General features: G+C 60.1%; 15 protein-coding genes and 1 pseudogene. 6 read left to right on the forward strand and 10 right to left on the reverse strand.

All coding sequences use genetic code 11. From position 1 onward, the window contains the following. Positions 1–57: 57 nt before the first annotated feature. Together CRO59_RS16700 and ttcA are read right to left on the reverse strand one after the other, a co-directional pair. The gene (locus tag CRO59_RS16700; protein WP_027612293.1) at positions 58–732 is read right to left on the reverse strand and encodes a DNA-3-methyladenine glycosylase I; all 675 of its coding nucleotides are present in this window, start codon (positions 730–732) and stop codon (positions 58–60) included. Between the two features lie 167 nt (positions 733–899). Further along, positions 900–1,724: a tRNA 2-thiocytidine(32) synthetase TtcA gene (gene ttcA / locus CRO59_RS16705; RefSeq protein WP_041067551.1), complete on the reverse strand. Its 825-nt coding sequence runs from the start codon at positions 1,722–1,724 to the stop codon at positions 900–902. Positions 1,725–2,013: 289 nt separating this feature from the next. Here ttcA and CRO59_RS16710 point away from each other — a divergent pair, with 289 nt between their 5' ends. Beyond that, complete coding sequence (locus CRO59_RS16710) at positions 2,014–2,616, forward strand: Yip1 family protein (RefSeq protein WP_042607174.1); 603 nt, start codon at positions 2,014–2,016, stop codon at positions 2,614–2,616. Positions 2,617–2,764: 148 nt separating this feature from the next. Next, a complete protein-coding gene (locus tag CRO59_RS16715; protein ID WP_041067555.1) occupies positions 2,765–3,259 on the forward strand; it encodes a SprT family zinc-dependent metalloprotease in 495 nt (164 codons plus the stop codon). Positions 3,260–3,369: 110 nt separating this feature from the next. Here CRO59_RS16715 and CRO59_RS16720 read toward each other — a convergent pair whose 3' ends face one another. Both CRO59_RS16720 and CRO59_RS16725 read right to left on the reverse strand, forming a co-directional pair. Then, a complete protein-coding gene (locus CRO59_RS16720; protein ID WP_097088515.1) occupies positions 3,370–4,551 on the reverse strand; it encodes a CaiB/BaiF CoA-transferase family protein in 1,182 nt (393 codons plus the stop codon). 256 nt (positions 4,552–4,807) lie between these two features. Continuing rightward, positions 4,808–6,142, reverse strand: a complete 1,335-nt coding sequence (locus CRO59_RS16725; RefSeq protein WP_027612291.1) for a dicarboxylate/amino acid:cation symporter — start codon at positions 6,140–6,142, stop codon at positions 4,808–4,810. Positions 6,143–6,492: 350 nt separating this feature from the next. On the opposite strand from CRO59_RS16725, the gene CRO59_RS16730 reads away from it, so the two are divergent. Continuing rightward, positions 6,493–7,491, forward strand: a complete 999-nt coding sequence (locus tag CRO59_RS16730) for an AraC family transcriptional regulator (protein WP_097088516.1) — start codon at positions 6,493–6,495, stop codon at positions 7,489–7,491. Between the two features lie 103 nt (positions 7,492–7,594). Here the strand turns inward: CRO59_RS16730 and CRO59_RS16735 are convergent, their stop codons facing one another. The 3 genes from CRO59_RS16735 to CRO59_RS16745 form a co-directional block, all read right to left on the reverse strand. Next, positions 7,595–8,941 (reverse strand): ATP-binding protein, encoded by a 1,347-nt coding sequence (locus CRO59_RS16735; protein ID WP_027612289.1) that lies wholly within the window; start codon positions 8,939–8,941, stop codon positions 7,595–7,597. Continuing rightward, entirely contained in the window at positions 8,938–9,615 is a 678-nt protein-coding gene (locus CRO59_RS16740) for a response regulator transcription factor (RefSeq protein ID WP_027612288.1), read from the reverse strand. The genes CRO59_RS16735 and CRO59_RS16740 overlap by 4 nt, the downstream gene beginning before the upstream one ends. A gap of 151 nt (positions 9,616–9,766) precedes the next feature. Beyond that, positions 9,767–10,372 carry a hypothetical protein gene (locus CRO59_RS16745; RefSeq protein WP_097088518.1) on the reverse strand — a complete coding sequence of 202 codons (606 nt, stop codon included), beginning with the start codon at positions 10,370–10,372 and terminating at the stop codon, positions 9,767–9,769. 141 nt (positions 10,373–10,513) lie between these two features. Here CRO59_RS16745 and CRO59_RS16750 point away from each other — a divergent pair, with 141 nt between their 5' ends. Continuing rightward, on the forward strand, positions 10,514–11,305 hold the full coding sequence (locus CRO59_RS16750; protein ID WP_097088520.1) for a dienelactone hydrolase family protein: 792 nt from the start codon (positions 10,514–10,516) through the stop codon (positions 11,303–11,305). 139 nt (positions 11,306–11,444) lie between these two features. Then, positions 11,445–12,170: a 4'-phosphopantetheinyl transferase gene (locus CRO59_RS16755; protein WP_097088526.1), complete on the forward strand. Its 726-nt coding sequence runs from the start codon at positions 11,445–11,447 to the stop codon at positions 12,168–12,170. A 144-nt stretch (positions 12,171–12,314) separates the two neighbouring features. Here the strand turns inward: CRO59_RS16755 and CRO59_RS16760 are convergent, their stop codons facing one another. Continuing rightward, positions 12,315–13,925 carry an ATP-binding protein gene (locus CRO59_RS16760; protein WP_096796805.1) on the reverse strand — a complete coding sequence of 537 codons (1,611 nt, stop codon included), beginning with the start codon at positions 13,923–13,925 and terminating at the stop codon, positions 12,315–12,317. Continuing rightward, positions 13,922–14,644: a response regulator gene (locus CRO59_RS16765; protein ID WP_027612283.1), complete on the reverse strand. Its 723-nt coding sequence runs from the start codon at positions 14,642–14,644 to the stop codon at positions 13,922–13,924. Before CRO59_RS16765 ends, CRO59_RS16760 begins: the two co-directional genes overlap by 4 nt. Positions 14,645–15,500: 856 nt before the next feature. Between CRO59_RS16765 and CRO59_RS16770 the strand changes: the two genes are divergently transcribed. Continuing rightward, positions 15,501–18,395: a ribonucleoside-diphosphate reductase subunit alpha gene (locus CRO59_RS16770; RefSeq protein WP_096796807.1), complete on the forward strand. Its 2,895-nt coding sequence runs from the start codon at positions 15,501–15,503 to the stop codon at positions 18,393–18,395. Between the two features lie 169 nt (positions 18,396–18,564). Here the strand turns inward: CRO59_RS16770 and CRO59_RS16775 are convergent. Beyond that, positions 18,565–20,311: pseudogene (locus CRO59_RS16775) on the reverse strand (calcium-binding protein); the annotation flags it as partial.

The raw sequence follows: 20,311 nt of genomic DNA on the forward strand, positions 1-20,311 counted from the left end.
TTTGAAATGTATTCCCTCTGTGGGAGCGAGCCTGCTCGCGAATGGGGCGACGCGGTCTTAATGGTTGACGGTGTACGCGAGCATCATCGAAATCTGGCTCATCGGCCGCCCGCCACTCTGCTCATGCCACTGATTGAACGCGTTCTGCACAATCGCCAGATCGCGCAGACTGGTCGGCACCTTGTCGACGATCTTCTGCGCATTCAGCGCGGCGACCACGTCATAGCTCGGCACGAAGGTGTCCTTGCCGACCATGCGCAGGAAGCGCGGCGCCGACAGCCCGCCCAACTGACTCCCGTGCTTTTTCAGGTAGGTCCACAGACCGACGATATCGGTCACCGGCCAGTCGGCGATCAGCGCGCCGAAACTGCCCTTGTCCTTTTCCACATCGAGGATGAACTGGGCATTGCGCGGCACGCTCTTGAGCTTGCCCAGGTGGCGGATGATGCGCGCGTCCTGCATCAGGCGTTCGAGGTGTTCGGCGCTCATCAGCACGACTTTTTCCGGGTCGAACCTGAAGAACACTTCTTCAAAGGCCGGCCACTTGGCGTCCACCAGGCTGTGCTTGAGCCCGGCACGGAATACGCGCAGGGCCATGGTCGAGAGGTAACGATCGTCGCTGATCTTGCGCAATTGCGCGGGAGTCTTGGGAACGGGCAGATGGGCTTCCAGTTCAGCCGCCGAACCGAAGCGGTTCAGACAGTATTCGTGCAGCCACTTGTAATCGCGCATGCCCTCTCCTAATGAATGAAACAAAAAACCAATGTGGGAGCGGCCCCTGTGGTGAGGGGATTCATCCCCGATGGGCTGCGCAGCAGCCCCAGCTTTTCTGGGGGCGCTTCGCGCCCCATCGGGGATAAATCCCCTCACCACAGGGCTCACTCCCACAATGATTGTGCTTACAGATTGACGACGTTAACGAAGCGCGAAGCCGCGGTCTCGTCGATCTTCAGGCTGGTGAAGTCGAACAGGTTGCGGTCGGCCAGTTGCGACGGCACCACGTTCTGCAGACTGCGGAAGATGCTTTCAGTTCGGCCCGGAGTCTTGCGCTCCCAGTCCTGAAGCATTTCCTTGACCACCTGACGCTGCAGGTTTTCCTGCGAACCGCAAAGGTTGCACGGGATGATCGGAAATTCCTTGAAGTCCGAGTAAGCCTGGATGTCTTTCTCGTTGCAGTAGGCCAGCGGACGGATCACCACGTTGCGCCCGTCGTCGGCGCGCAGCTTCGGCGGCATCGCCTTGAGGGTGCCGTTGAAGAACATGTTGAGGAAGAACGTCTCGACGATGTCGTCACGGTGGTGACCGAGGGCCATTTTGGTCGCGCCGATTTCGTCGGCGAAGGTGTACAACGTGCCGCGACGCAGGCGCGAGCACAGCGAGCAAGTGGTCTTGCCTTCCGGGATCAGTTCCTTGACCACCGAGTAAGTGTCCTTCTCGACGATGTGGTACTCGACGCCCAGCTCTTTCAGGTAGGCCGGCAGTACGTGCTCGGGGAAACCCGGCTGCTTTTGGTCCATGTTCACCGCGACGATCTCGAACTTGATCGGTGCAACCTTCTGCAGGTGCAGCAGCACGTCGAGCATGGTGTAGCTGTCCTTGCCTCCGGACAGGCAGACCATGACCTTGTCGCCGTCTTCGATCATGTTGAAATCGGCGACCGCTTCGCCGGCCAGGCGGCGCAGGCGCTTTTGCAGTTTGTTCTGGTTGACCGTAAGAGTGCCCATGACGCGAAATCCGTGAGGTGTGACGAAAGGCGGGCATTTTACGCAAAAACACCGGGGTTGTGGCCACAGGTTGTCGCCCCTTCGATTGCCCGTTTGCACAGACCCCGACGCGATTACCCCGCCGGTTTACAGCGCGATTTGCTCTAAGCCCCTAGTCCCTGTGCGGTTAAGTCCTTTCTATACTGCGACATAAGGTCGCACACATCTGAAGACCTGAATTTGCTCGGCCACCTTTGGCCCTTAGGCGCTCCGTTGGGGGGCGATGGCAATAACAAGAGGAGTGACTGGCATGATCCATCACGTAGTGGGACTTTTTACCCACCCTGATCAGGAATGGAAGGAAATCCGTGGCGACCAAGAGGAAAGCATCAGCCACATGTACCTGACGCACACGCTGATTCTGGCGGCGATTCCGGCGGTTTCGGCGTTTATCGGCACCACGCAAGTCGGCTGGGTGATCGGCAACCGCGCACCGGTGATGCTGACCTTTGAAAGCGCACTGTGGATGACCATCATGTCGTACCTGGCGATGCTCGGCGGGGTCGCGGTGATGGGCGCCTTCGTGCACTGGATGGCCCGCACTTATGACGCCAACCCGAGTCTGGCCCGTTGCGTGGCATTCGCCACCTACACCGCGACGCCGTTGTTCGTCGGCGGGCTGGCGGCGCTGTATCCGCACATGTGGCTGGGGATGATCGTCGGCACGGCGGCCATCTGTTACACGGTGTACCTGCTGTATGTCGGGCTGCCGACGTTCATGAACATTCCGTCGGACGAAGGCTTCCTGTTTTCCAGCTCGGTGCTGGCGGTGGGTCTGGTGGTGCTGGTGGCCATCATGGCGTTCACCGTGATTATCTGGGGCCTCGGCGTGGGGCCGGTGTATACGAACTGACATGTTTCACCCCCGAGAAAAACAAGATCTGCCAATACAGGCCGCCGCAAGGCGGCCTTCTCGTTTGGCGGATGACCATTCGGCAGGTCAGCGATTCGCAAGTCCCAGAGGTTGCGGCATACTCGACGCCTCTGGAGATCCATCAAGCATGCCCGAGCAACTCAATACCCGCGTCGAAGACTGTTACCAACTCGCTGAAGCCTTTTTCAAACGTCATTTCCAACGCCCCGTCGTCAGCCTCAAGCTGCGCGGGCAAAAAGCCGGTGTCGCGCATCTGCACGAGAACCTGCTGCGCTTCAACCCGCAGCTGTACCGGGAAAACACCGAACACTTCCTCAAGCAGACCGTGGCCCACGAAGTCGCGCACCTGATCGCCCATCAACTGTTCGGCGACCGCATCCAGCCGCATGGCGAGGAGTGGCAACTGATCATGCGCGGGGTTTACGAGCTGCCGCCGGATCGTTGCCACACCTATGCCGTCAAACGCCGCAGCGTGACCCGCTATATCTACAAATGCCCGTGCGCCGACAGTGATTTTCCGTTTTCGGCGCAGCGTCATAGCCTGGTGCGTCAAGGGCGACGGTATTTGTGCCGTAGATGCCGCAACACTTTGGTGTTCAGTGGTGAGATGCGGGTGGAATAGGCGGTTTGGTGTTGTCGCCGCCGACGCCTTCGCGAGCAAGCCCGCTCCCACAAGGGGAACGCATTTCAAATGTGGGAGCGAGCCTGCTCGCGAAGAGGTCGGTACAGACGCTAGAGAATTACCTTGGCCGCCCGCAATTGAGCAATCCGCTCAGCATCAAACCCCAACTCCCCCAACACCTGCTCAGTATGCTGTCCCAACCCTGCGCCGACATGCCGCGGCGCCGGCAGCGCTTCGGAGAATTTCAGCGGACAGGCAATCTGCGCCTGGGCCGTACCGTCGCCACGCGGCACCTGGGTCACCAGCTTCCGCGCCTGCAACTGCGGATGTTGCACCGCCTCGCTCAGGTTCAAGACCGGTTCGACACAGGCATCGACCTCGGCAAACAACGCGCGCAGCTCGGCAAAGTCGTGCTTCTCGAATTCGACTTTCAACGCATCCTTCAATAACCGCTGCTGCTCGGGCTTGGGTGACAAGCCCTGCGCCGCCAGCTCCGGCCGGCCCAACGCCGTACACAGTTGCTGCATGAACCCCGGCTCAAGACTGCCTACCGACAACCAGCGCCCGTCGCGGGAACGGTAGTAGTCATAGAAGCTGCCGCCATTGAGCATCTGTTCTTCCCAATGCGGTTCCTCGCCACAGGCCAGATACCCGGCACCGGCCATGGCGTTCAGGCTGAAGGCGCAATCGGTCATGCTCACGTCCAGATGCGTGCCCTGCCCGGTCTGCTGCCGGGCGATGACCGCCGCCAGCAGGCCGATCACCCCATGCAGCGAACCACCTGCGATATCCGCCACCTGCATGCCCAGCGGCAACGGCCCGCTGTCGGCGCGGCCGGTGTAGCTGGCAAGCCCGGCCAGTGCGAGGTAGTTGATGTCATGCCCGGCGCGATCCTTGTACGGCCCGGTCTGGCCATAGCCGGTGATCGACACGTAAATCAGCTTCGGGTTGATCGCCTTCAGTGCCTCGTAACCCAGACCCAGGCGCTCCATCACACCGGGCCGAAACTGCTCGAGGACGATGTCGTATTCAGTCAGCAACTGCCTGACCACCTCCAGCGCCTCAGGCTGTTTGAGGTCCAGCGCCAGACTGCGCTTGTTGCGATTGAGGTAAGCGTGGCTGGCGGACACACCTTGATCATGCGGCGGCAGCATCCGCAGCAGGTCCATGCGCGTCGGTGATTCAATGCGCAGCACCTCGGCGCCCATGTCCGCCAGCAACAGCGAGGCGAACGGCCCCGGCAGCAGGGTCGAGAAGTCCAGAATTTTCAGTGAGGCCAGCGGCGCAGACATGGGCGATCTCCTTGGGCGATGCACCCAGCCTAGGCAGCGCTGCCGCGCACGGCAATCACCGGATGTATCAGCGGCAGTGACCGTAATGCTCAAATCGCAGGCAATAAAAAACCCCTGTAGCGAGGGGATTCATCCCCGATGGACTGCGCAGCAGTCCCCTTCTATCTAAGAAGGGGCCGCTTCGCGACCCATCGGGGATGAATCCCCTCACCACAAGGGCTCTCAGACTCCAGCATTACACTGGAGCCAATTCAGATTACTTGACGTTGCTCGGAGTAGCACCTTCAGCAACACCCAGGTCATCTTCCGGACGGGTGTCAGCAATACCGCGACCACCCGAAGCCAGCTCGGATTGCAGCACGTCGGTGTCCAGCTCTTTCACCCACTTGGCAACCACGATGGTCGCCACGGCGTTGCCGACCAGGTTGGTCAGGGCGCGGGCTTCGGACATGAAGCGGTCGATACCGAGGATCAGCGCCAGACCGGCCACCGGCAGGTGACCGACCGCCGACAGAGTGGCGGCCAGCACGATGAAGCCCGAACCGGTCACACCGGCGGCACCTTTGGAAGACAGCAGCAACACCACCAGCAGGGTGATCTGATGGGTGATGTCCATGTGCGTGTCGGTGGCCTGAGCGATGAACACCGCAGCCATGGTCAGGTAGATCGCGGTTCCGTCGAGGTTGAACGAGTAACCGGTCGGGATCACCAGACCCACGACGGATTTCTTCGCGCCCAGACGCTCCATCTTGATCAGCATGCGTGGCAGTACCGATTCCGAAGACGAAGTACCGAGTACGATCAGCAGCTCTTCACGGATGTAGCGGATCATCTTCAGCACGCTGAAGCCGTGCATGCGGGCGATGGCACCCAGCACGATCAGGATGAAGGCCAGACAGGTGATGTAGAAGCAGGCCATCAGTTGACCCAACTGCACCAGCGAACCGACACCGTAAGCACCGATGGTGAACGCCATCGCACCGAAGGCACCGATTGGCGCGAGCTTCATGATCATGTTGATGATGTTGAACATCACGTGGGCGAAGCGATCGATGAAGTCGAGGATCGGACGGCCATAGTCACCCAGGCGATGCAGGGCGAAACCGAAGATCACCGAGAACATCAGCACTTGCAGGATGTCACCGGTAGCGAACGCGCCGACGATGGTGGTCGGGATCACGTTGAGCAGGAAGCCGACTACGCTCTGGTCTGCACCTTGCTGCACGTAGGTCGCGACTTTCGAGGCGTCGAGGGTGCTGACGTCAATGTGCATGCCATTGCCCGGCTGCACGATGTTGACCACGATCAGGCCGACCAGCAGGGCGATGGTCGAAACGATTTCGAAGTACAGGAGTGCATAACCGCCGGTCTTGCCGACCGACTTCATGCTTTGCATGCCAGCGATGCCGCTGACCACGGTGCAGAAGATGATCGGGGCGATGATCATTTTGATCAGCTTGATGAATCCGTCACCCAGTGGCTTTACCGCCACACCGAACTGCGGGTAGTAGTGACCAAGGGCAATACCGATGATGATCGCGACGATCACCTGGAAATACAGGGATTTGTACAGTGGCTGACGAGTCGTCATTGCAAGTGTCCTCAAGCGTCCCGCGGGCAACATCCATCTGTTGGGCGCAGAACCTGAATTGCGAACCCTCCTGCACTGGAGGGATTTGTTGTTGGAGCGGCGCTATTCCCGCGGAATAGACGCACACTTCTGTCGCTCTTATCGCAAACGCCGTGCCACTTTGGTGCAATTCGCTGCAAGCCTTTTGATATCAGGGGATGCAGGCTAATTTTTGTCACTGCCCGGTGACGCCAGTGTGGCGGATTTCCGCCAAGTCAGCGGATCTCGTCCTACAATTTGGCGGAAATCCGCCTTGTTGCCCTGCGCATGCCCCGGCTACCATCCGGCGTCTGAGGAAGGATCTGCCGCTTATGCGCGAACGTACCATCGCCAGTCATTTCGCCCGCGCCGCCCTTGGTGGCGCACGCCGTTCGGGGTTCGACTATGCGCCGCTGCTGCAGCAACTGGGGATCAGCCCCGAGTTGCTCGATGAACCTCGGGCGCGCATCGCCCCGGAGCAATTCACCCAACTGATCCAGAGCCTGTGGCTGGCGCTGGATGACGAATACCTGGGCTTTGGCACCGCGCCGAGCAAACCCGGCAGCTTCGCGATGATGTGCCACGCCCTGATCCACTGCCGCAATCTGGAGAAGGCACTGCAACGCGGTTTATTGTTTTATAGCCTATTCCCCGAGGCTCCGCGCCTGAGCCTGAGCCGCGAAGACGAATGGGTGCGCCTGAGCCTTGATGACTCGCAGTTATGGGACCCGGATCACTTTCTCAGCGAGAGCCTGCTGGTGATCTGGCATCGCCTAGGCAGTTGGCTGATCGGACAGCGGATTCGTCTGGAGCAGGCCACCTTCAGTTATCCGAAACCGGCGCACGGTGCCGAGTACGACCTGCTATTCCCCTGCCCTTTGGTGTTTTGCGCCCAGCAGAGCAGCCTGCTGTTTCACAGTCGCTATCTGCACATGCCGCTGTTGCAGGACGAACGCACCCTCAAGCACTTTCTCGAACGCTCACCCGCCGACCTGCTGTCGCGCCCGGACGACGGTGACAGCCTCAGCAGTCGCCTGCGCCGCTTGCTCAGCCGCGACAGTGCGCAGTGGCCGGACCTCGAAGCGGTGGCCGCGCAGCTGCACATCAGCCCGCAAACCCTGCGTCGGCATTTGCGTGAGGAAGGCAGCAGTTTTCAGGAATTGAAGGATCAGTTGCGCCGCGACATCGCGATCTATCATCTGGGACGGGCGGATCTGTCGTTGCAACAGATTGCCGAGCAGTTGGGGTTTTCCGAACCGTCGGCGTTTCATCGGGCGTTCAAGAAATGGACCGGGCTGACACCGGGGGCTTATCGGGCGCAGGAGCAGTGAGGCCTGCGGTGAACTGACTGGCGCCTTCGCGAGCAGGCTCGCTCCCACATTGAACCCTCTGTAGGAGCGAGCCTGCTCGCGAAGAGGCTGGCAAGGCCTGCGACTAAACCGCAGGAAACTGAATCCTGAACGCCGCCCCGCCCATCGGCGAATCCCCGAGCATCAGCTTGGCGTTGTAGCTCTCGATGATGTCCTTGACCACCGCCAGCCCGATGCCCTGCCCCGGATGCTGGCGATCCAGACGCTCACCGCGCTCAAGGATCCGCGCGCGCTGATTCGGCGGCACACCGGGGCCGTCGTCTTCGATGCACAACTCGATGCCGGCGAGGGTCTCGCGCACGCTGATGCGCACTTCGCCCAGGCACAGGCGATAGGCGTTTTCCAGCAGGTTGCCCATCATCTCCAACAGCGCGCCCTGTTCGATCGGCACGTAGCAGTGCTCCGGCAGATCAAACGCCACCCGCACGTGTTTGTCGCGGTAGACCTTGTCCAGCGTGTCGCACAGGCTTTTGAGCACCGGTTGCAGCCGCACCTGATGGCGCACCAAGCCGCTCTTGCGCAGGCTGGCGCGCTGCAGTTGATAGCTGATCTGCTGACTCATGCGCTCGATCTGGGTTTGCAGCACCCAGGCCTGATCGCGATCCTCCGGGCGTTGGGCCATGTCTTCACTGACCCCTTGCAGCACCGCCAACGGGGTTTTCAGGCTGTGCGCCAGATCATCGAGGGAGTCACGGTAGCGGCTGCGCTGCTGGCGCTCACTGTGCAGCAAACGGTTGAGCGAGCCGGTCAGGCGCAGCAGTTCGCGCGGGTGCTGTTCGGTGAGACTTTCGCGGGTGCCGCTTTCGATCTCGTCGAGTTCCTGACTCAGTCGGCGCAGCGCCTTGAGGCCCCAGGTCAGGCCGATCCACAACAGCGCCAGCAGCACCAGCAATGCGGCGCCGAAGCCCAGGTAGAGATTTTCACGCAGGCCTTCGAGGGTATTTTCGTATTCGCGCACCGGTTGCAGAGCGACGATGCTGAACGCGGCACTTTTACCGCCGAGCAGTTTGACTTCGACGTCGTAGACGAAGAACTCCTGGCCATTGCTCTCGCGGATCCGCGCGAACTCGTTGCCCATGCCGTCGTAACGCGGCTTGTAGTTGATCTGCTCTTCCTGCGTGCCTTTCGAGCGCCAGACCAGTTTGCCTTCGCGGTCGTAGATGTAGCCGAGCAGGCGGTTGTCGGTGAGGTTGAAGCGCTCATCCGGCAGCTGCGCCGGCATCACCAGATGGCCGCTGTCGACGCGTGCCGCCGAGATCAGCGTGGTGACGTCCGAGGCCAGGCGCTGCTCGATCGAGTCCTGCAACGCCAGGCTGAACGCGCCCTGCATGGCCGGCAGCAAGCCGAGCATGAACAACACCGCCAACGTGGTGGCGGCGAGCATCAAGCGAACGCGAAGAGAACGAATCAAGTGCAGCGCTCATTGAACAAGTAGCCAAGACCGCGCACGGTGTCGATCGGCTTGAACCCGCCCGGTCCTTCGAGCTTGCGGCGCAGACGGCCGACCAGCACTTCGATCACGTTCGGATCACGCTCGTCGTCATCCGGATAGAGCTGCTCCATCAGGCGATCCTTGGGCACCACTTGCTGGTGGTGGCGCATCAGGTATTCGAGGATGCGGTATTCGTAGGCGGTCAGTGCCAGCGGTTCTTCATCCAGCGACGCCTGCTTGCGATTGAGGTCCAGCAACAGCGGCCCGGCGACGATGGTCGACTGCGTGAAGCCGCTGGAGCGGCGCAGCAAGGCATTCAGGCGCGCGTCGAGTTCCTCGAACTGGAACGGCTTGACCACGTAGTCGTCGGCACCGGCGGCGAGGCCTTCGACCTTGTCCTGCCAATTGCCGCGCGCGGTGAGGATCAGGATCGGAAACGTCTTGCCGCTCGAGCGCAACTGCCGGATCAGGTCCAGACCGCCCATGCCCGGCAGCCCGAGGTCAATCACCGCCAGATCGAAGTTGAACTGCCCGGTCTGGTACAGCGCCTCTTCGGCATTGGCCACGGACTCGACCACGTGACCGCTCTCCGTCAGGCGGGTTTGCAGGTGATGGCGCAACAGCGCTTCATCTTCGACGACCAACAGTTTCATAACGCTCTCCCGGGTAAATCAAAAACTCCAACAACGCACCTGTGGGAGCGGGCTTGCTCGCGAAGGCGATGTATCAGCCAACATTGTTGTCGACTGACAGACCGCTTTCGCGAGCAAGCTCGCTCCCACAGGGTCTAGAACGAACCGCGCTTTAGAAAGCGTAGTTCGCCGACAGGTAAGTCTGGGCGCTGCTGGTCAAGTCCAGCGAGCCTTGCTTGCTGCCACCGCTTTCTTTCATTTCAGTGCTGGCGTTGCTCATCAGGTAACGGTAACCGAGTTCCACCGAAACGTTCTGCGCCACTTGTTGCAGCACACCGAACTGGCCACCGACGGCGTAACCGATGTCGCTGTCACGGCTATAGCCCGGCGAGTCCTGAGTCAGCTTGGTCAAACCGGCCGTTGCACCACCGAACAGTTTGGTGCTGCCGCCCACTGGATAGAACAGATCGTAGCTGCCCAGCAGGTTTTCCTGGCGCAGTTTAATGCCATTGTGCGAACCGGACACATTGTCGTAGGTCGCGTAGTAACGACCTTGCGAGTTTTGCTGACCGAGGCGCACGCCGTAGGTGTTGTTGCCGTCGATTGCGCCGCTGGCGTCAGGGTGGCCAAGGTTGTCGTTCAGCGCGTGGGATTTTTTAACCTTGTCACTGGTCTGGCCAAAGGTCAGGCCGGCGAAGTTGCTGGTGTCATCGGCATGTGCCGCAATGCTGGAGCCCAACAAGGTAAAAGCCAGCAGCAGTTTGTTTAGACGATTCATCGCGTTTCCTCTTTCACAGTGCTGTTTGGGTATGGCGCAAGGTTACTGACCCGCCCCTGTACCTGCCCTGAACACTCTCTGAACCTGCGCTGAATCAAATCGACTAGGCTGTCCTGACCACTTTCGATAAGGAGACCGACCATGCGCCTGTTCCTCGCCCTCGTCTTGCTCGCCGCCAGCAGTCTGGCCAACGCCGCGATCAAGACTCAGGAGATTCCCTACCAGAGTGCCGACGGCACCAAGCTGATCGGCTACTACGCCTATGACGACGCGATCAAGGGCAAACGCCCGGGAGTCGTCGTGGTGCATGAATGGTGGGGCCTTAACGATTACGCCAAACGTCGCGCCCGCGACCTCGCCGAACTGGGCTACAGCGCGCTGGCGATCGACATGTATGGCGAAGGCAAGAACACCGAACATCCCAAGGATGCGATGGCGTTCATGCAGGCCGCGACCCAGGATGCTGCGGCCTCCAGCAAACGTTTCGAGGCCGGGTTGAACCTGCTGAAAAAGCAGCCGCAGACCGACGTCAATAAAATCGCCGCCATCGGTTACTGCTTCGGCGGTGGCGTGGTGCTCAACGCCGCGCGTCAGGGCGAGCCGCTGGCAGGCGTAGTGAGTTTCCACGGTGCGCTGGCAACCACCACCCCGGCGACGCCCGGCAGTGTGAAGGCGAAAGTTCTGGTCGAGCATGGCGCGCTGGACAGCATGGTCACCCCGGACAACGTCACCGCGTTCAAATCTGAAATGGACAAGGCCGGCGCCGACTATAAGTTCGTCAGCCTCGACGGCGCCAAACATGGCTTCACCAATCCGGATGCCGATCGCTTGAGCCACGGTGAACACGGTGGCCCGGATATCGGTTACGACAAGGCGGCTGATGAAAAATCCTGGGCGGACATGAAGGCGTTCTTCCAGAAAATCTTTGGCTGATCAGATAGATTGCAGCGCGGCCTTCGCGAGCAGGCTCGCTCCCACATGGGAATGCGTTCCACATGTGGGAGCGAGCCTGCTCGCGAAAGCCGCACCGCCGATCTCGACCTTGCCCCTGCGAATCGGCAAAATGCCCGCCATGAATTCCAGCCCGCCCCTCCCCGCCTGCTGCACCCCGCTCGACGCCCATTGGCCGTTGCCCAACGTGTTGCCCGAGACCGTGCTGCTCAGTACCCGTTTCGACCCGAAGCAACTGCTCGGCGATGACTTCCAGCGCAGCGCCATCGAGCCGCCGCCGAGCATTCAGCGCTCGGTGGCCAAACGGCAGGCCGAGTTTCTTGCCGGACGAATCTGCGCCCGGGCCGCGCTGCAGCAACTGGAAGGCTCAAACGTGATTCCGCCGATTGGCGAAGACCGCGCACCGGTGTGGCCGGCGCACATCTGCGGCTCGATCACTCACAGCACCGGACACGCGGCGGCGATTGTCGCCAACAAGCGGCACTGGCGCGGCTTGGGCATGGATCTGGAAAACCTGCTCGAGACCGAGCGCGCCGAACGCCTGGCCGGGGAGATTCTGACGCCGCCGGAGCTGCAGCGCATGGCCGCCGGTGCGCGGGAACAACTGGCGCTGTGCGTGACCCTGACGTTTTCGGTGAAAGAGAGCCTGTTCAAGGCGCTGTACCCGATTGTGCAGAAGCGTTTCTACTTCGAGCACGCCGAGGTGCTGGAGTGGACGGAGCAGGGTCAGGTCCGGTTGCGTTTGCTGACTGACTTGTCTGGCGAATGGCGTAATGGCACCGAGCTGGAGGCGCAATTTGGTGTGCAGGATGGGCAGTTGTTGAGTCTGGTCAGCATTCCGGCCTGAGGATTTTTCGGCGCCGGTGAGAGCCCCATCGCTGGCAAGCCAGCTCCCACAGGTTTCAGGGGTGTATCCAAAATCTGTGCTCACCACGGACACTGTGGGAGCTGGCTTGCCAGCGATTGGGGGCCGGCAAAACCACCACAAAACTCAACGGCGCTCCTGATTCCTCGGCCAACTCAGACTGAAACAAGCCCCACCCAGACTTTTGCTCTTGTTGATCAGCGCCCGACCGTCATGCCAGTGGATGATCCGCCGCACAATCGACAGCCCCAGCCCATGCCCACCAGAGGCCCGGGTGCGGCTGTCATCCAGACGCAGGAACGGCGTGAAGATCCGTTCCCACGCCGACTCCGGCACACCCGGCCCGTCATCCTCGACATCGACCCGGCAGCGCAACTGCCCGACCTGATAACTCACCGTGACGTTAGAGCGTGCATGGCGCATCGCGTTGCTCACCAGATTCTGCAACGCCCGATGCAGGAAGCGCGGCTCGGCTTCGACCCAGGCGCCATCGTTGTCCGCCGCTGACAGGCACAACCCGCGCTGCACCGTGACCTCAGCACGCAACGGCGCCAGTTCTGCGATCACCTGATTGACCAGCGCATCGAGGTCAATGCGCTGAAAGGTCAGTGCCGGTGAACCCTGCTCCAGCCGCGCGTAAGTGAGCATTTCGTCCACCAGCTTATCGAGATCCTCGATGTCGTGATCCATACCCTCGCGGTACTTCTCCAGCGCCTGCGGGGTGGTGGCCGAGCCGATCATCTCCAGCCCGAAACGCAGGCGCGCCACTGGCGTGCGTAGTTCGTGGGACACCGCGCGCACCAGCTCGCGCTGGATCGCCAGCAACTGCTGCAGATGCTCGGCCATGCCGTTGAACGCCGCCGCCAGCCGCCCGACCGAGTCAGCACCGCGGGCCGGCACGCGGGTTTCCAGGCTGCCCTTGGCGATGCGTGTGGCCGCGGCTTCGAGGCCGCGCAAACGCCGTTCGAGCTGACGCACCAACAGATAAACGATCAGACCGATCAGGCTCAGGCCCAAGGCAGCGATCAACACCAGCCATTGCGGCGGATACGGATTCATCTGATACAGCGGGCCGATCTCCAGCACCCACGGCGTGCCGACCATGCCGGCAAACACCCGGATCGAATCCCCGCCCTTGCCCAGCGCCATCACTGTATCGCCCTCGGACACCCGGCGGCTCTGGTCTTCGTCCATGTCGGCCTCGTTGACCGTGACCAGCCGCAGATCAAAACCGAAGCCTTTCTCTTCCTTTAACTGCGCCAGTCGTTTGGGCTGTTCGCCGACCGGCACCCGTACCAGTTCATCGGCCAACAGATAAATAGTCGCGCGGGCCAATTGCTCGCTGATCTGTTGTACGTCACCGGTCAGCAGCAGCTGTTCCTTGTCGCTGACCAGCCGATAGACTCGCGCCGCATGCGGGCCGGTCTGCTCCACCAAGGCCTGACCGCGCTGCACCCGGGCGCGCTGAGAGAGATCCAGATCGGTCTCGGAAAACTTCTTCAGTGCCAGCGGAATCCCCAGCAGACGCTCCCAGACCAGCAACGCCCGATGGCGCTCGGTTTCATTCATCGGTTGCAGGTTGTCGGCCATCAGAGAGAACGTGCCGTGGGCCAGGCGCTCGCGGTATTGCTCGCTGCGCACCTGATTGAGCAGGTGCAGTGCCAGCACACCGAGCACCGCCACCAGAATCAGCGCCGCGCACATGCCGCCATAGATGCGCAGGAAGATCGAATTCACAGCGCCAGATCCACACAGGCTTCAGGGACGAACAGATAGCCTTTGCTGCGGATGGTCTTGATCAGCCGCGGATGGTCGGGGTCATCACCGATTTTCGGGCGAATGCGCGAGATGCGCACATCGATCGAACGATCCTGGCCGTCGTAACCGATGCCGCGCAACGCAGTGAAGATTTCTTCGCGAGAGAGGATCCGCCCGGCATTCGACACCAGCAGCCAGAGCAGGTCGAATTCGGCGCTGGTCAGTTCGATGCCGCTGTCGCTGAGCCAGGCTTCGCGCAAGGCGTTGTCCACCACCAGCGGGCCGAATTGCAGGCGACGGCTTTTTTCCACGATTGGCTCGGCTGTGTCGCTGCGTCGCAGCAAAGCCTGAATGCGCGCGAGCAACAGCCGTGGGCGCACCGGTTTGCATACGTAATCATCAGCGCCGAGGTCGAGGCCTTGAATCTGGTCAGCGTCGTCAGTGCGCGCGGTGAGCATCAGGATCGGACCGTCGTAACGGTCGCGCACCTTGCGGCAAATGCTCAGGCCGTCTTCGCCAGGCAGCATCAGGTCGAGGATCACCAGATCCGGCTGCTCCTTGATGATCCGCGCCGCCGCCAGCGCGCCGTTGCCTTCGATCTCCACGCGCAATCCATTGGCTTGCAGGTATTCGCGGGTGAGTTCGGCCAGACGCTGGTCATCCTCGACTATCAATACCTGCCAGGCTTCTTGCTCCACCGGTGACCTCTGCTTGCTGTTTTTATTAATAAAGGAAGAACCGTGCGACGCAGCACAATCCATGTGGGAGCGAGCCTGCTCGCGAATGCGTCGGCAGGTTCAGCATCAATGTTGGCTGATCCAACGCTTTCGCGAGCAGGCTCGCTCCCACAGTTGTAGATCCTCCCGTCTTTTTGTCATCTTTCGGGAGGATAAGAATGGGTAAACACTGCCCGATTGTATAAACGGCGTACAAACAGAACACAAGTCGGCAAATGCGTTCGGACAAGGCGGTTTTTTGTGATAGGGTTCGCGCCCTTAAAAATCCGCTGAAGCGTTTTTCCCAAGTGAAAAACAGTGACAAACGGTCTAGCTCAGCAGGTTCGCGGCCTACACGGGAATTCCTGGTTTCTTACACAATTTACGCACAGGTTTATCCACAGCTAGTACGTTGCAAGCCCTCTCGAAACGCATTATCTTGTAGCACGGCGCGAGGAGAGACCCTACATATAGGGTTTTCCGCTCAAGCGACCAACCACATTTCGGACCTGAAACTCAAGCGCTTTATTGCCAGTTTCCGGTTGAACCAAGCAAGTTTTTCAAAGCCCAAACCGCACTTGCGGATGGCGCCGTTTTTCAGGTTGGAAACGACCGGAACGGTACGGGTGTTGCAGTCATTACTGTCATCCGGGAAGGAATCCGGCTCGAGCCCTGGCTCGCAGCCAAAAACTTCGGCAAGGATGCGGCGTCATTAGCCTTTTTCCTACTGGTCCGAAGTTGTTATGCCCGACGCCCGTCGGTTGTAGTGCTTCGGACCAGAACGGTGAGCACCATGATGGTGCCCAAACAAACATAGAGAATGTGGAGATCACCCCCCATGCAAACCGACACAACTCGCGAGAACCCGCAGGGCACCTTGCCGCAGGCCGCCGATTCGAATTCGGATCTGGCCGCCACCGCGCCTGGTCAACTGCGCGTGATCAAGCGCAATGGCACTGTCGTTCCTTACACCGATGACAAGATCACCGTCGCTATCACCAAAGCGTTTCTCGCAGTTGAGGGCGGCACCGCTGCCGCTTCGTCGCGAATCCACGACACCGTTGCCCGCCTGACCGAACAGGTCACCGCGACCTTCAAGCGTCGTATGCCGTCGGGCGGCACCATCCACATCGAAGAAATCCAGGACCAGGTCGAACTGGCCCTGATGCGTGCCGGCGAGCAGAAAGTCGCTCGCGACTACGTGATCTACCGTGACGGCCGTTCGAAAGAACGCGCTGCCCACGCTCCGGTAGAAGCTGCGGTCGACGCGCACCCGTCGATCCGTATCACCCGCGCCGACGGCAGCCTCGCGCCGCTGGACATGGGCCGCCTGAACACCATCGTCACCGAAGCCTGCGAAGGCCTGGCTGAAGTCGATGGCGACCTGATCCAGCGCGAAACCCTGAAAAACCTGTACGACGGCGTGGCCCTGAACGACGTCAACACCGCACTGGTGATGACCGCGCGTACCCTGGTTGAACGTGAGCCGAACTACTCGTTCGTCACCGCCCGCCTGCTGATGGACACCCTGCGTGCCGAAGGCCTGGGCTTCCTCGAAGTGGCCGAAAGCGCCACTCACCACGAAATGGCCGACCTGTACGCCAAGGCACTGCCGGCTTACATCGCCAAAGGTATCGAGTTCGAACTGCTGAACCCTGTGCTGGCCACCTTCGACCTGGAAAAACTGGGCAAGGCGATCAACCACGAGCGCGATCAGCAATTCACCTACCTGGGCCTGCAGACCCTGTACGACCGTTACTTCATCCACAAGGATGGCGTGCGTTTCGAACTGCCGCAGATCTTCTTCATGCGCGTGGCCATGGGCCTGGCGATCGAAGAGAAGCAGAAAGAAGACCGTGCGATCGAGTTCTACAACCTGCTGTCCTCGTTCGACTACATGGCTTCGACTCCGACCCTGTTCAACGCCGGCACCCTGCGTCCACAGCTGTCGAGCTGCTACCTGACCACCGTTCCGGACGACCTGTCGGGCATCTACCACGCGATCCACGACAACGCCATGTTGTCCAAATTCGCTGGCGGCCTGGGCAACGACTGGACCCCTGTGCGCGCCCTGGGTTCGTACATCAAAGGCACCAACGGCAAGTCGCAAGGCGTGGTTCCGTTCCTGAAAGTGGTGAACGACACCGCTGTAGCCGTTAACCAGGGTGGCAAGCGCAAAGGCGCTGTGTGTGCCTACCTGGAAACCTGGCACATGGACATCGAAGAGTTCATCGAACTGCGCAAGAACACCGGTGATGATCGTCGTCGTACCCACGACATGAACACCGCCAACTGGATCCCTGACCTGTTCATGAAGCGTGTCTTCGATGACGGCAAGTGGACCCTGTTCTCGCCTTCCGAAGTGCCGGACCTGCACGACCTGACCGGCAAAGCCTTCGAAGAGCGCTACGAGTACTACGAAGCCCTGACCGAGTACCCGGGCAAGGTCAAGCTGTTCAAGACCATCCAGGCCAAAGACCTGTGGCGCAAAATGCTCTCCATGCTGTTCGAAACCGGCCACCCATGGCTGACTTTCAAAGACCCGTGCAACCTGCGTAGCCCGCAGCAGCACGTCGGCGTGGTTCACAGCTCGAACCTGTGCACCGAGATCACCTTGAACACCAACAAGGACGAGATCGCCGTTTGCAACCTGGGCTCGATCAACCTGCCGAACCACATCGTCGACGGCAAGTTGGACACCGCCAAGCTGCAACGCACCGTGAACACCGCCGTGCGCATGCTCGACAACGTGATCGACATCAACTACTACTCGGTGCCGCAAGCGAAGAACTCCAACTTCCGCCACCGTCCGGTCGGTCTGGGCATCATGGGCTTCCAGGACGCGCTGTACCTGCAGCACATCCCTTACGGTTCCGACGCTGCCGTCGAGTTCGCCGACAAGTCGATGGAAGCGGTCAGCTACTACGCGATCCAGGCGTCCTGCGACCTGGCCGATGAGCGTGGCGCGTACGAGACCTTCAACGGTTCGCTGTGGTCCAAAGGCATCCTGCCCCTGGATTCGCAACAGATCCTGATCGAACAACGCGGTCAGAAGTACATCGACGTTGACCTGAACGAAACCCTGGACTGGGCACCGGTTCGCGCCCGTGTACAGAAAGGCATTCGTAACTCCAACATCATGGCCATCGCACCGACCGCGACCATCGCCAACATCACCGGCGTATCGCAGTCGATCGAACCGACCTACCAGAACCTGTATGTGAAATCGAACCTGTCGGGCGAATTCACCGTGATCAACCCGTACCTGGTTCGCGACCTCAAGGCGCGCGGTCTGTGGGACTCGGTCATGATCAACGACCTGAAGTACTACGACGGTTCGGTTCAGCAGATCGAGCGCATCCCGCAAGAACTCAAAGAGCTCTACGCGACCGCGTTCGAAGTGGACACCAAGTGGATCGTTGACGCCGCCAGCCGTCGTCAGAAGTGGATCGACCAGGCCCAGTCGCTGAACCTGTACATCGCCGGCGCCTCGGGCAAGAAGCTCGACGTGACCTACCGCATGGCCTGGTACCGTGGTCTGAAAACCACCTACTACCTCCGTGCCCTGGCCGCGACCAGCACCGAGAAGTCGACCATCAACACCGGCAAGCTGAACGCTGTTTCCAGCGGCGGCAACCACGGCGACGATTCGGTTCTGGCAGCTCCGGCCGGCCCAGCGCCAGTGCCAAAGGCTTGCGCGATCGACGAGCCGGATTGCGAAGCTTGCCAATAAGCTGAGCCGGGTCAGGCGTCGCGAGACGCCTGATGCTTCCAGGCAAAAGAAAACCCCCGACAGACTTCTGGTTTGTCGGGGGTTTTCTTTTGGCAACCTAAAAAAACGGCAAAAAAACAGCGAGACCTGAATACAGGCTTCGCCGTTTTTTATGTGTGCAACGCCTTTGTCAGACTGCGAAAGACTCCATCATCGCTTGCCCTACGACAGGAATGGTGAAGGACTCACCGTTGTTGGTGAAAAAGGTTTCAATGGTGTTCCCCCCCTTGTACCAGTCTTTCAGGAATACGCCGGAGTCCAGGTTGCCGCTTTGCAGATCGGCGGCATTGAAGATGTAGGCGCCAAGGTCGTTCTGAACAATCCGCACATCACTGACACTTTGAATATTCTTGAGGGTGACGGTATCAACCCCCGAAGTGCCTGTGTCCTGGATGCCGACCATGGTTTTCGAGAACACGACATAGGTGTCACCGCCCTCTCCACCCAAGGCATCTCCAGAGCCGCGCAGGTTCAACGTATCAACGCCTGCACCACCCTGGAGTTCGTAGCCGTAACCGGTACCCGTCAAGGTATCGTTGCCGTCGCCACCATAAGCAATCCCTGCCGACACGGTTATGTTGTCGTTGCCAGCCTCGCCATAGAGAATGCTGCCAGTATCTTCATCGGCACTGCGCATAGTGTCGTTACCATTGCCACCGTAAAGCGTATCGGCCTGGACGCCGCTGATAGCGAGCAGTCCAAATGCACCGATATCAGTGGCAGTGCCGCCATAGATAAAGTCATCGCCTTCGCCACCATAGATGACATCGTTACCCGCTCCACCCTCAAGCTTGTTCGAATAGGCATTGCCTGTCAGCGTGTCATTGAATGACGACCCCATCAGATTATCGATGTTGATCAGTACGTCACCTTGAGCGTCGCCACCTGCGGCAGTGCCATCCAGCAAATTTATCTGAACGCTGCCAGTACTGGTCAAGTACCAGGCGCCATCACCTCGACCCACACCCGTCAGTAGATCGGCGCCAGCGCCACCTACGAAATTCTCCGCAGCTGCCGCACTTCCGGTAAAGCTGTCGGCTTGCGCAGTGCCTTGGTATATCTCGATCGAGGTGTAAATATCGCCAGCGGCCGCCCCCGTCAAAACAGGCGCCCCCAAATCAAGGGTGATACCTGCAGTTTCGTCAGCAAAGCTCACCATATCCATGCCGCTACCACCGTCGAAGCGGTTTATACCCGCATCCCCGACAAAAGCATCACTGAAATTCGAACCACTGATTGCTTCAATACTGGTGTAAACATCGCCAGCAGCAATTCCGGTATGTATCCCGGTTTTAGTGTTGAGGCTCACGCCCTTGTCGGCATCGGCATAACTGACCGTATCAAAACCATCTCCGCCATTGAGTTGGTCCGCCCCTGCACCACCGAACAACGTGTCATTTCCGGCACCGCCAGTAATGATGTTGTCGGAAGCATTACCACGACCGATGAAGGTGCCGGAACCGGTAAAGGTCAGACGCTCGACCTCATTGGCCAAGGTGGTGATGTTCAGCGTGGTGCGGACTTCGTCATCACCGCCACCGGCCATTTCCACCACGTTCTGGCTGGCCGAGCCGTTGATGATGTACACGTCATTGCCAGCACCGCCGTAAAAAGCCGTGGTACCCAGCGATGCCGTGAACACGTCGTTGTAGTTCGAGCCGATGATGGTTTCGAAATCGGAGAACGTATCGCCCTGAGCGTCGCCGCCCAGACCGGTACCCGAACGTGCAGCGGTCATGGTGATGTTGACGCCTTGCTCCGACTGCGAGTAGCTCAGCCGGTCGTTGCCGTTGTAGCCATCGAGATTGTCGGCAGCAGCGCTGGCAAAGAACGTATCGTCATAATTTGAACCACGGAAACTCTCGATCCCGACAAAC

The sequence above is a fragment of the Pseudomonas sp. LAMO17WK12:I5 genome, from assembly GCF_900215165.1.
Taxonomy (GTDB): Bacteria; Pseudomonadota; Gammaproteobacteria; order Pseudomonadales; family Pseudomonadaceae; genus Aquipseudomonas; species Aquipseudomonas putida_A.